Annotated in this window: 12 protein-coding genes; 5 read left to right on the top strand and 7 right to left on the bottom strand. The window is 39.8% G+C overall.

The window, feature by feature from the left end; all coding sequences use genetic code 11:
• Positions 1-178: 178 nt before the first annotated feature.
• Positions 179-1,405 (bottom strand): glutamyl-tRNA reductase, encoded by a 1,227-nt coding sequence (gene hemA, locus ACS5PU_RS01880; protein ID WP_439457567.1) that lies wholly within the window; start codon positions 1,403-1,405, stop codon positions 179-181.
• Between the two features lie 142 nt (positions 1,406-1,547).
• Here hemA and ACS5PU_RS01875 point away from each other — a divergent pair, with 142 nt between their 5' ends.
• The 3 genes from ACS5PU_RS01875 to ACS5PU_RS01865 all read left to right on the top strand — a co-directional run bounded on the left by ACS5PU_RS01875 (position 1,548) and on the right by ACS5PU_RS01865 (position 3,537).
• Positions 1,548-1,925 carry a DoxX family protein gene (locus tag ACS5PU_RS01875; protein WP_439457566.1) on the top strand — a complete coding sequence of 126 codons (378 nt, stop codon included), beginning with the start codon at positions 1,548-1,550 and terminating at the stop codon, positions 1,923-1,925.
• 223 nt (positions 1,926-2,148) lie between these two features.
• On the top strand, positions 2,149-2,976 hold the full coding sequence (locus ACS5PU_RS01870; RefSeq protein WP_439457565.1) for an alpha/beta hydrolase family protein: 828 nt from the start codon (positions 2,149-2,151) through the stop codon (positions 2,974-2,976).
• Positions 2,977-3,003: 27 nt separating this feature from the next.
• Positions 3,004-3,537 (top strand): hypothetical protein, encoded by a 534-nt coding sequence (locus ACS5PU_RS01865; RefSeq protein ID WP_439457564.1) that lies wholly within the window; start codon positions 3,004-3,006, stop codon positions 3,535-3,537.
• 8 nt (positions 3,538-3,545) lie between these two features.
• On the opposite strand, the gene ACS5PU_RS01860 is transcribed toward ACS5PU_RS01865, so the two are convergent.
• The 6 genes from ACS5PU_RS01860 to ACS5PU_RS01835 all read right to left on the bottom strand — a co-directional run bounded on the left by ACS5PU_RS01860 (position 3,546) and on the right by ACS5PU_RS01835 (position 11,059).
• Positions 3,546-4,820, bottom strand: coding sequence for a mechanosensitive ion channel family protein (locus tag ACS5PU_RS01860; RefSeq protein WP_439457563.1), 1,275 nt, complete (start codon positions 4,818-4,820; stop codon positions 3,546-3,548).
• A gap of 651 nt (positions 4,821-5,471) precedes the next feature.
• The gene (ispG, locus tag ACS5PU_RS01855; protein WP_439457562.1) at positions 5,472-7,451 is read right to left on the bottom strand and encodes a (E)-4-hydroxy-3-methylbut-2-enyl-diphosphate synthase; all 1,980 of its coding nucleotides are present in this window, start codon (positions 7,449-7,451) and stop codon (positions 5,472-5,474) included.
• 483 nt (positions 7,452-7,934) lie between these two features.
• The gene (locus ACS5PU_RS01850) at positions 7,935-8,549 is read right to left on the bottom strand and encodes an RDD family protein (protein WP_439457561.1); all 615 of its coding nucleotides are present in this window, start codon (positions 8,547-8,549) and stop codon (positions 7,935-7,937) included.
• Positions 8,550-8,680: 131 nt separating this feature from the next.
• Positions 8,681-9,655 carry a LiaF transmembrane domain-containing protein gene (locus ACS5PU_RS01845; RefSeq protein ID WP_439457560.1) on the bottom strand — a complete coding sequence of 325 codons (975 nt, stop codon included), beginning with the start codon at positions 9,653-9,655 and terminating at the stop codon, positions 8,681-8,683.
• A gap of 5 nt (positions 9,656-9,660) precedes the next feature.
• Positions 9,661-10,353 (bottom strand): PspC domain-containing protein, encoded by a 693-nt coding sequence (locus ACS5PU_RS01840; RefSeq protein ID WP_439457559.1) that lies wholly within the window; start codon positions 10,351-10,353, stop codon positions 9,661-9,663.
• 19 nt (positions 10,354-10,372) lie between these two features.
• On the bottom strand, positions 10,373-11,059 hold the full coding sequence (locus ACS5PU_RS01835) for an SDR family oxidoreductase (RefSeq protein WP_439457558.1): 687 nt from the start codon (positions 11,057-11,059) through the stop codon (positions 10,373-10,375).
• A 143-nt stretch (positions 11,060-11,202) separates the two neighbouring features.
• Here ACS5PU_RS01835 and ACS5PU_RS01830 point away from each other — a divergent pair, with 143 nt between their 5' ends.
• Both ACS5PU_RS01830 and ACS5PU_RS01825 read left to right on the top strand, forming a co-directional pair.
• Positions 11,203-11,937, top strand: a complete 735-nt coding sequence (locus ACS5PU_RS01830; protein ID WP_113949422.1) for an MlaE family ABC transporter permease — start codon at positions 11,203-11,205, stop codon at positions 11,935-11,937.
• Positions 11,937-12,689: an ABC transporter ATP-binding protein gene (locus ACS5PU_RS01825; protein ID WP_439457557.1), complete on the top strand. Its 753-nt coding sequence runs from the start codon at positions 11,937-11,939 to the stop codon at positions 12,687-12,689. The genes ACS5PU_RS01830 and ACS5PU_RS01825 overlap by 1 nt, the downstream gene beginning before the upstream one ends.
• Positions 12,690-12,692 lie beyond the last annotated feature (3 nt).

The raw sequence follows: 12,692 nt of genomic DNA, 5'->3' as shown, positions 1-12,692 counted from the left end.
TTGAATAAAATCTTATGCAAGAAAGATACTGAAACAAGTTCAGCAAGGTGATGAGCTAGAATTATAACTTGGAATTACTGTATTGAATTCTTCATTAACAATAAAGATTCTTCACTGCGTTCAGAATAACAGAAAGAAGAATAATAAAAAACAAGCTTGGCGATCTTTGCGGTTAAACCTAGGATTGATTGACCAGGATTTCTTTGGCCATAACCATCGGTACGCTGATGTATTTTTTCTCCATGTAGTTCATTACACGCTCTAAAACTTCGCGTGAAGCATCGTCCATCTGACTGATTTCATCAGCAAACACACCGTTTATAGCTGTATTTTTGATTTCCTTAATCTTTCTGGGCACTTCTTGCATGGCCAGCTCGATGCGGCGTTGTTTTAAAACAGAGAAAAACTCGGTAATGTTATTACTGATAATATCTTCGGCATGTACCAGTTCGTTATAGCGTTCCTGGATATTTTTGCGCGCCACTTCTTTAAGCGATTCTACCTCGATATAATGTACCAGATTATTGTGGATAACCGCTGGTGTAACATCATTCGGAATGGCTAAATCTACAATCACCTTTTTACCCGTTTCGCCATTAAGCAGTTTGGCATAAAGCTCTTCGGTAATAATGGCTTCTGTAGCACCTGTACAGGTTATGATTACATCAAAGCCTTCGTTAAAATCTTCGAGGGCAGCCAATGGATAAGCCTTTCCGTTTAACTCTTCGGCCAAAGACTGTGCTTTAGAAAGCGTACGGTTAAAAATCGAAAAGTTAGAATATTTATGTTTGTTCAGGTATTTTGCAATATTCTGATTGGTTTCGCCTGCGCCAATAATGAGGATACGTGAGTTGCCGCACATATTTAACTCTTTTAACTTGCGGTAAGCCAATGAAACCACCGATACTGGGTTTTTTGAAATGTTGGTATGGGTATAAACTTCTTTTGCTGTTTTAACTACCCTATCCATAATCATCCGCATGTAATCGCCGGTAAAACCAGCATCGCGGCAGTTTTCGTAAGCTTTACGGATCTGGGCAAGGATTTCTTTTTCGCCAACCACCAAACTCTCCAACGAGCAAGATGTTCTGAGCAAATGGTTAAAAGCTTCTTCGTTTTCGTAAACAGATACATTATCCAAGAAACGCTCCATAAACTCAGGAGGCAGTCCCATATCTAAAACGGTGAGAAATTTAGTTACGAATTCTTTATCGGTTTTCTCTTTGGTAAGAAAAACAAATTCAACACGGTTACATGTGCCAATGTAAAAAATTTCGCTAACGGGCAGTTCTGCTTGAACATTCTTCAACCTGCTATCTAAACTTTGATCACAAATAACTAATTTCCCTAAAGATTTCAGGTCGATGTGGTGATGCGTAAAAGCTATTACTTTTAAATATTCCAAGTGCTTCCGTTATTAACTATTATCGGGATACAAAAGTAACAGGCTTGGTGCATGTCAACGTCATTGATCTGTAATTTACATTAATTTAGAACGGTTTTAAATAGCAATATCCAACGATTAATTACCCTTAATTTACCTTATCATGAAAGCAACAGGCAAAATTTTTCTTTGGATTTATGCACTATTCTACGTTCTAGCCGGATGTAACCACTTTTTATCCACTGCTGTATATTACGTAATTATGCCAAAATGGTTGCCCGCACCTGGCTTTTTAATTTACCTTTCGGGCATCATTGAAATTGCTCTGGGCATCTTATTGTTGTTTACGAAAACAAGAAAGTATGCTGCAGTGTGCATTATACTGATGTTAATTGCATTTTTGCCCGCACACATTTACATGATACAAATGGCGCCATTTATGTTGGGAAAGATATTAGTTACCCCACTTATTGCCTGGCTGAGGTTGCCTATACAGCTATTGTTTATCGCATGGGCCTGGTTTTATTACGTTAAAGGATAATTTATTCCGTTAAAAATATTTTCTTTTCGAAAAGCAAAACCTGCCTTTCATTTTTCTGTTAGTTCCGCTATCCGCTAATTCCGATGAAAGATCGGAAAGCTGCTACAGGTTTAGCTCACATTCGAGGCTGTTAAATTATCTGTTTTCATCTTAAAGACATGTCTATAAACACACAACAAAATTAGATTTCGTAGGTTTATATTTTGTACCAATTATTTCAACTATGATTACACAAAACGATTTTAGCCTTAGCGGTTCTGATGCGAAATTAATTATTGGCGATATTACTTTCGACGAGAAAAATCCAAATGCGCCAATCATACTATTTGTTCACGGCTTTAAAGGTTTTAAAGATTGGGGCGCCCATAATCTGGTAGCCAGATACTTTGCCAGCAATGGTTTCCGGTACATCAAATTCAATTTATCGCACAGCGGTGTTCCGGTTAATGATCCTAAAGATGTAACCGATATGGAAGCCTTTGCCAGCAATACGGTGTCAAAAGAACTTTACGATTTAAATGCCGTACTCGATTTTATCGGAAAAGCATATGGCGCAACAACTAAAATAAACCTGATTGGCCATAGCCGTGGTGGTGGTTTATCGATTATTGAAGCGGCTAACGATTTAAGGATAAACAAGCTGATTACCTGGAGTGCCATTGCAGATTTTAGCAGCCTTTGGAAAAAGGAACAGGAAACCGAATGGAAAAAGAACGGAAAAATATTTGTAACCAATGCCCGAACCAAAGAGCAGATGCCTTTAAACTTAACACTGTTAAAGGATTTTGAAGAAAATGCTGCTACCCTAAACATTGTAGAAGCGGCCAAACGGATTAATATTCCCTGGTTAATTATCCATGGTGATGATGATGTAAATGTTGCTTTCGAAACTGCACAGCAACTGGCAGATGCCAATCCGGCCAGCAGATTGGTTAAAATTGAGGGTGCCAACCATGTTTATGGCGCAACCCAGCCTTATACCAACGAAACTTTACCGCCACTTTTGTTTAAAGTTTGCGAAAAGGTTTTGACGTTTTTGGGGGAAGAATAAATTAATTATCTTGAGCTATTATAACCTATGGCTCAAGATCAAATTCATCTGTCAAACTTTAACGAAGCTATATTAAAGCAGATTGTAGTTGGTTTAGCTCTGCTTTTATGCTTCATTATTTTTCTAGACAGTAATTTTTCGACAGCAGAATCAAATACCGAATTTATTAATGATTTTAAGGGTAGTCGTTCAAACAATGGAAAAGGATACATTTTCATTGCACAAACACCGCATAAAAAATATAAGATTCCAGCTGGACTCTTCAATGTAACGAACCCTAAAGATCCATTATTAATTTATAGATCAAAAATAACCGGTTTTATCCAATACTATGGTTTAAAGAAACCTAATGAGATCATCATCTTCAAATCACAAATAATTAAGGATGATCTTTTAGGACTAATAGCCACAATCTTGGGTATTTTTATTGCAACTATATTGCATTTCAATAAAAGATTAGCACAAAATATTACCCTTCAAGGAATTCTAGTCTTTTTGATTATTATTTCATTGATTTTCCTAAGAAATTATTTCAACAAAAATTACCTATTAGAGTTTTAACGCAAATTCTAATCATCTCCTCTCCTCACAAAATTGCGCATATCGCTTCCGCTGGGGCTCTGGAATATCTCGAGATCGAAATAAGGTACTGCAGCCAATAGGTGGTCGAAAATATCGGCCGCAACCTGTTCAAAGCGCTTTAATCCCTTTTCTTTCGAGAACACATAAATTTCGATAGGAAGACCATGCTCTGTAGCCTGCAACTGACGCACCATAAAGGTTAGATCGGTATTGATATGTGGATTGCTCTCTAAATATTTTTCTGCATAAACCCTAAAGGTCCCAATATTGGTCATGTGGCGGCCGTTAACCAGATTATTTGGATCTACCGTATGTTCTGCATTATAGCTTTCAATAAATTGCTGGGTTTCTTTGAGGTAAGCTTTCAAAAAATCGATTTGCTGGAGTCTGCCAATCAGCTCCTCATCACAAAATTTAATGCTCGAAATTTTGATATTGATGTGGCGTTTAATCCTCCTGCCCTCGCTTTCTTCCATGGCCCGCCAGTTTTTAAACGATTCGCTAACAATGGCATAACTGGGCACAATGGTTACCGTTTTATCCCAGTTACGTACTTTAATGGTGGTTAAATTGATTTCAGTTACTTCGCCATCGGCACCATATTTTTCTACCGTAATCCAATCGCCAACCCTAACCAGATCTATTGCACTCATTTGTACCGAAGCCACAAAGCCTAGGATCGGATCTCTAAAAATGAGAATAAAAACGGCCGTAACGGCACCAAAACCACCAAAAACATATAACGGCGATTCGCCCAGAATAATGGAAAGGATAAGTACAAAACCAACAATGTAAAAAATAATTTTGGCTACCTGCTTATAACTTCTAACGGGTTTATCGGCATATTTCTTTGACGATTCCATAATGGAAACCAAAGCATTTAAAAAAGCATTAACGGCAAACATCACGGCCAAAACCATATATATTTTGGCAAATATCAGTGCGTAAAAAAGCCAGTTTTTAAAATCGATGAACAGGTAAGGTACTGCATTGTAGATAATATAGGCACCAAAAATTAAGGCAAATGCCCTGAAAACGCGAAATTCGAAAAGTGCCTTTTGCCAATCTGACTTAGTTTTGGCGCTCTTTACCACGCCGATAAAAACCTGCCTGGTGATGAATATGGTGATAAACAGAAATAAAATAACCCCAACCAAACCAATAAAGAAATAAGCATAAACAAGCTCACTGCCTACAAGGCCTTTAACTGCCAACCAATTTCTAAGTTCGTTAAACAGGGATTGAAACTCGGGTATCTTCATCAAGGCAATTTAGGATTTATTGGGCAGAAAATTAAATGGTATTCCTAATGCTGTCATTCTAACTCCTCGGTCTGTGTCCTTACAGAACGAAGTAGTCTATTAGTTTAACCAGATAGTGGTCTGTGAGGACACAGACCACGGTGCAGTAGAAATTAAATGGGGTTTCGTATTTATGAATGAATCATTAACCACAGACAAAAAGGATACACACAGATAAAATCTAATCCTCGGTCTGCGTCCTCACAGAACGAAACCGTAGTCTATCACTTTAACCATACCTTGGTCTGTGTGGACACACACCACGGCTCAAGACCAAGGCGCAGTGAAAATTAAATGGGTTATCCATATTTCCGAATGAATTATTAACTACAGATAAAAAGGATACACACAGATAAAATCTAATCCTCGGTCTGTGTCCTCACGGAACGAAAACCATAGTCTATCAGTTTAACCAGATAGTGGTCTGTGGGAACACACACCACGGCTCAAGACCAAGGCGCAAAAAATAACAAAAAATTAAATCTGTGTTTATCTGTGTGCATCTGTGGCTTAACTTAAATCCTCGGTCTGTGTCCTCACAGAGCGAAACCGTAGTCTATTAGTTTAATCATACTGTGGTCTGTGGGGACACACCACGGCAAATTCAAATGATTAAGCTTTTTCCACCCAATTTCCATCGCCTTTGATGATATCGATCAGTTCATCCAAAGCGTAAGCAGTAGTTACATTTTTCTTTACCACTTCTTTACCACGGTACAATGTAATTTTATCCGGGCCAGTACCCACATATCCGTAATCGGCATCGGCCATCTCACCTGGGCCATTAACAATACAGCCCATAATACCGATTTTGATCCCTTTTAAATGATCGGTACGGGAACGGATCAGCTGTGTTGTTTCTTGCAGATCGAAAAGTGTACGCCCACAGCTTGGACAAGAAATGTATTCTGTTTTGCTGATACGTGTGCGTGTGGCCTGCAAAATCCCAAAACTCATCGAGTTGATCAGGGCCAGGCTCTGTCCTTGTGCATCAATCCATACCCCATCGCCAAAACCATCGGTAAACAAAGCACCGATATCAGTTGCGGCATAAAGCATTAAAGTATCTGCATCCAAATCGGCGTAAGTTCTTTTGATGATTACCGGAATTTGAATATTCTTTTCCTGTAACCAAACAAAAACCGCCCTTTGTTGTGCCATTCCGTGGCTTGAAGTCGTTTTTAAGATTAAAACAACATTAGCCTGAAAGGTTGGGATGTTAGCATGTTGGAATGTTTCGGCATCAACCTCAACGAAATTTAAAAACTCATCCTTAGTTTCAGCCCCTTTAAATTCTTCCAATGAAAATAATGGATGACAGTTGTTTTTATCTGTGAGTTTTAACCAGGTTTGGTAATTATACACCTGCTTTAAATTTCCGGGAAATGAAAAAGATGGCAATTTATCCCCTAAATAAGCCAGATCACAAGCCTGATCGGCCAGATTATATTTATCTAAACCAGCACTGTAATTGTAACCAACCGGACTTAAAAAATATGGGTCCTTTAAATTTTCATTGGATACATCGATCATCACAACTGGATGGTAGTGACCACCAATATGCTGTACTGGAGCTGTAACGCGGCGATTGTATTCGTATGGAGAATAAGTTGGGCGCGGAGCGTGGGGCGTAGAGCGTAAATTAATCAACTCCGGAGTTCCGACTTCGGACTCCGAACTCCTTTTCGAATAACGGTCTGCCAAGGCTTTAGCAACAGGTGCTTCAAATTCAGGATCTTCTGTTAACGAAACGCGGATGGTATCGCCTAAACCATCTTCCAGTAAGGTCCCGATACCAACAGCCGATTTAATACGTCCATCTTCACCATCTCCAGCTTCTGTTACGCCCAGGTGTAAAGGATAGTTCATCCCTTCTTTTGCCATGGTTTCTACCAGTAAACGGTACGCCTGAACCATTACCTGTGTATTACTGGCCTTCATCGAAATTACCAGATTGTAATAATTCTGGTCTTCGCACATCCGGATAAACTCCATAGCCGATTCTACCATACCCCGCGGTGTATCGCCATAATGGCTCATAATCCGGTCGGAAAGTGAACCATGGTTGGTACCAATACGCATGGCGGTACCGTATTCTTTGCAGATTTTTACCAGGGGGATAAACTTTTTATAAATCCGGCTCAGCTCGGCGTTATAAGCATCCTGGGTATATTCTATATTTTCGAATTTCTTCTTATCGGCATAATTACCTGGGTTAACCCTTACTTTTTCTACAATCCTGGCGGCCATTTCGGCTGCATTTGGCGTAAAATGTATATCGGCAATTAACGGAACCTGATAACCGCGCAAACGCAGCTCCTTTTTAATATTGGCCAGATTTTCTGCTTCTTTAATGCTTGGAGCGGTAATGCGCACATATTCGCAGCCCGACTCTACCATACGGATGGTCTGCTCTACGGTAGCTAGGGTATCCATAGTATCAGTGGTAGTCATTGATTGGATACGGATTGGATTATGCCCGCCCAATGCAATATCGCCGATGTTCACCTCGCGGGTTAAATACCTCGAATAAGCGGTTAGGCTGTTGCAATATCCTCCAGCCAGATCATGTTTTGCCAATATATTTTCCATGCGCTGCAAAGATAAGGATTGTTAGAATGTTTTAATGTTGGAAAGTTGTAATTAAATCAAAGGATCTTTATCATAAAAAATTTAAAGCTTTTTCACTAACGGAAGTGCAGTATTGCTTGGCAGATGCAGTCCCGCTCCCGCTTCTGAGGGTGTATCATAACTTGAAATTTCATCCAAATTTGTCACGTTGAGCTTCCCGATTTCGGGACAAGTAGTCGAAACGCCAAGCAAGACTTTTAAGCAAGTCCTTCGACAGGCTCAGGATGACAGGTATTCATTTATGAGACAGCCTCATCCCGCTTTGATCTGGTTTATTTTTTTAACGGTGGGTGGGTTTGGCCACATTGCACCCGGCCCAGGTTTAATAAACGGGATGGAAGCGGCATCCTTTGGCTGTTAGCCTGCGCGTAGCTTAAGGCCAGCCAAAGATATAGCGTACAGCGCGGGTAACGGTAACAGTTGCTTTGCCCCTGCTTTTCTAATTTATATCAACCTATCTTTTATCACCAGTGTATTGGCCGCTATATCGTGCCAGCATTGGTTTTTCTTATTCAGGAAACTGTACAGGTAGCCAAAAAAGACGGGGATTACAGATAGGATCTTCGAGAAATTCCTGATGATGGAGATTCCGAAAGAAACCCGGCTGCCTTCTAAATCGGTTACTTTGATGTTGAGCAGTTTTTTGCCAATGGTAGCCTGACTGGCGGATGCCTCGGCTATGCTGCCATAAATAAGCTTTACCAGAAATATAGACGGGAATGGAATTAGGAAAGCCATAATCCGCTGATCTTTCCCTTCGATAAAGAGGTAGCTCGTTAAAATGATAATGGTGTAAAACCCAAAAATGATAAAATGGTCAATTACCGATGCGAGTAAGCGCTGATCGAAGGCTGCAAAATATTGAGGGGCTGTTTTTTGATAGCTAAAACCAAGAAGCTCACGCAATTCTGCAATTGCATGAGCTTCTTTATAATCGTCCATTCCTGGCTTGCGTACAAAAGTATTCGGGCTGATGTTTAAATCTTTAAGCTCGGTTAAGCTATAAGGCCCCTGAGGCTTACCGTTAACTACAACTATATATTCTTTATCAGGACTCATTTAAAATCAGGATTGTTGGGTTTTTAGAATTGCAAGGTCAGGTTTTTTTTAAAAGATTTCTACTAAAGAATTTCGACCTTACGCCTTAAACCCTACACCTTCTACCTTCAATCCCTCTACCTTCCGCCTCCCTAATATCTGCTAACCTCAAAGTTACTCAATCCGCCATCTAAATTGATAAAGATTTTTTTGGTCGAGGTTTTATAGTTCGAAGTTTCATAAACACCGTCGCTTAATTTTTCAAATCCGTCAAAATCTTTTGCCGATAAACCGGTTTTGGTTTTAATCCTACAGCCCGAATTGGTTGGCACCTTAATTTTAACATCGGCCACGCCCGATTTTACGACCACATCGGTAATTGGCAACAAATCGCCAAATGTAATATCTAAGGCCGCAGCTCCACCGTCAAAACGGAAGGTACGTACTTTATAATCTTTAAAATCAAAGTTGGCTTCGCCAGCACCAAGCTTCATCAATACATCCCAGTTGGCTCCTTTATTTAATTTAAAGTTTACATCATTACCCCCATCGCCAAAATTCCATTTGTTCTTTTTATCGTCCATTTGGAAAGTAAGCACAGTAGCACTATCAGTAAGTAATTTTTTTAGTGAGAAATTGCCATGCCTTTTTTTAATGTCGGCATTAATCAGTTCAGAAGTTTCGCCATCCAGATTGAATGAAATACCGCCGCCAGAAATATTCAAAACCGTTTTTTTCGCATTATCAGCCACTACAAAGGGTTCTGATAAATTTAACTGGTTGAAAGCTGTATCACTATCGTTATCATCGTCATGGTCGTTATCATCGATGTTGATGTCTACATCTTTTTTAAAGTGGTTGCCCCACCAGTTACCACGATCGGGTACCTGTTGCCCTTTATAAAAAAGGAATGATAAAGCCACTACCAGAACCGCAATAGATATGATGCTACCGGTTTGCGAATTGTTTTTATTGAACAGGATATTTACACCTGCGATGATGAGGAATATTGGCCAAAAGCTCCAGATATTGCGCCAATAAAAGTTAATCACGCCAAAGTTTTCGAGTAAAAGTACACCGCCGATAAAAAGCAGTAAAATACCCCAAATTAATCTATCTAATTTCATGTTGTTTATACTTGAGGGTTAGGGGTTGTTGAATTATCATCTTTATTTGCAGGCGTTTCCGGCTCGTTTTCTACAATTGTTTCAGAAAAATCGGCTTTCTGTTTTTCAGCTTCCTGTTGATGCTGAAAAGCTGCCCAATCATTTTTTCTTTTCGATTTAGCGATTATGGCAATACCCAATGCAATAAATATTAACGGCCACATGTACCTGAACAGGTTTCTGATACTGAACCAATACGGGATAAAATCGAGTTCGCGCATCAGGAAAAAACATCCTACCACGAGCAAAATCAATCCGCCAATGGTACGCCCAGTATCGTTTGGTTTGTTAAAACCGCTAAAATCTGCCTGCGTTTCGAAAGGTGTTTTTTGTGTGGCATCAACCGGCTGTGTCCAATTGGTATTGCCTGTGCCTGCGGGGCCGGTAAAAGGATCGGCCGATCCGAAAGGTGCAGCACCTGGGTTTTTCTTGTTAAAGTAATCGTTAAATTTTGAAAACCTTGCAGCCGGGTCGTTATTCACCGGAACAATGATCCACATAATTATATAGGCTACCAAGCCGGCTCCAGCCATAAATATGGCCGATAAGGCAAACAATAATCTGATTATGGTAACCTCCACCTGCATGTAATCTGCAAGTCCCGAAGCTACACCGGCAATCATCTTATCGTGTTCGTTTCTAAAAAGCTTCTTTTCCATAACGTTGTTCATTTTGTGTTTAAAAATCGAGCGGGGTAATCAATACCTCATCAACATTTACCCCTTTACTTAAGCTTAAAATGGTAAATAATGTTTCTGCAATATCTTCTGGCTGTACAAATTTTTCATCCGGAATGGTTGTTCCTTCCCATGATGACGTTTTGGTAGAACCGGGCAAAAATGCAGTAACTTTAACATTGTGAGGTGCTAACTCTTGCCGCAATACATGATTAAGACTTAACATCGCTGCTTTTGTTACACTATAACTTCCGCCATTTTTAACAGGTGCCTTACTGGCTACTGAACAGATGTTAAATATATGCCCCCGCTGTGCTGAACGCATCTTTTTGCCAAAAAACTTACTGATGTAATAACCTGCACTGAGGTTTAAATCCAGCTGTTTTTCAAAGGTTTCATCATCCTCATCCAACATACTGCCCGGCAAAAAAGTACCTACATTATTTACCAATAAGGCTACATCACCGAAGTTGATATCAGCATTTAAAAAACGGTAAACCTCTGCTTTAATGGCAAAATCTACAGCATAGGTTAAAATTTCGGGGCCATAGGCAGCCAATTCCTTTTGCAGTTTTACAAGCTCCTGCTCTCCCCTGGCTGCCAAAATCAAATCATATCCGTTTTGCGCCAGTTTAATCGCAATAGCTCTACCAATTCCTTTTGTTGCACCAGTTATTACCGCTTTCATTGTTTGTGGTTTAATTTTTGTTAACAAAAAACCATATTTATATTCAAAACCACGAATATTTTTGCAATTAGCAAAGACCGACAACTTTTTTATCGTTTCTTTGTAGTATTAGAAGTGATCATTTAAATTAAGCAACATACGGAATGAATTTTACCAATTTCGGCAGATACATCCTGCTACTTAAGTCTGTATTTAGAAGGCCGGAAAAACTGAAAATATACCTAAAAGAGATTGCCAAGCAAATGGACTACGTGGGCGTAGGTTCGCTGGGCCTCATTGCCATTATTTCTACATTTATTGGAGCGGTAATGACTTTACAGATTGCTTTCCAGCTGGTTAGCGATTTTATCCCTAAAACCATTATTGGTTCGGTTAACCGGGATTCGAGTATCCTGGAGTTAAGTCCTACCATCAGCGCAATTGTACTGGCAGGTAAAATCGGGTCGGCCATTTCATCAGAAATTGGCTCAATGCGCGTTACCGAACAGATTGATGCACTGGAAATTATGGGGATCAATGCACCAGGGTATCTTATACTTCCCAAAATTATTTCGGGCATTACCATGGTACCCATGCTGGTTATTATCTCTATGTTTTTAAGCATTACCGGTGGATATATTGGCGGTTCGGTTTCGGGCGCAGTAACTCCAGCAGAGTACATTCAGGGTATTACCACTGATTTTAATCCTTACACCATTACGGTAGCCCTGGTTAAGGCATTTGTGTTCGGTTTTATCATTACATCGGTTCCGGCATACGAAGGTTTTTACGTTCGCGGCGGTGCTTTAGAAGTTTCTCAGGCCAGTACAAGGGCCGTAGTAATTAGCTGTATTTCTATTTTAGCTTGCGATTATATCGTGACCCAATTGTTATTGTAATGATCGAAATTAAAGATATTTATAAATCGTTCTCCGGGAACGATGTTTTAAAAGGGATTTCTGGAAAGTTTCAAGAAGGAATTACCAACCTGATTATCGGTGGTTCTGGATCGGGTAAAACTACGCTGTTAAAGTGCATGGTGGGTTTACATCAGCCAGATTCGGGTTCGGTATTGTACGATGGCCGTGATTTTACGCCCATGACCTACGAACAGCGCATTGAGGTACGTAAAGAAATTGGCATGCTGTTTCAGGGATCGGCACTTTTTGACAGTATGACTGTTGAGGAAAACATTATGTTCCCCTTAAACATGTTTACCGATCAAAGCCGTAAAGAGAAAATAGAACGGGTTAATTTCTGTTTAGAAAGGGTTAACCTGGCGGGTAAGAACAAATTGTTTCCTGCAGAGTTATCGGGCGGAATGAAGAAACGCGTAGGTATTGCCCGCGCCATTTCCATGAACCCGAAGTATTTATTCTGCGATGAGCCCAACTCGGGCCTCGATCCTAAAACATCGATCGTGATTGATGAGCTGATCCAGGAAATTACAGAAGAATATAAAACAACAACTATTGTGGTAACGCACGATATGAACTCGGTAATGGGTATTGGCGATTATATTTTATTCTTGCACGAAGGAAAGAAATTTTGGGAAGGCAGCAATAAAGAAATTGCCCATACTGATATTGCAGAGTTAAACGATTTCGTATTTGCCAGCCGCTTTATGAAAGCTGCAAAAGATAAGTTTTAAGAA

Source organism: Pedobacter sp. GSP4 (assembly GCF_051857575.1).
Lineage (GTDB): Bacteria > Bacteroidota > Bacteroidia > Sphingobacteriales > Sphingobacteriaceae > Pedobacter.
Note: the sequence above shows the minus strand (reverse complement) of the source record. Positions and strands in the feature narration are given on the sequence as shown.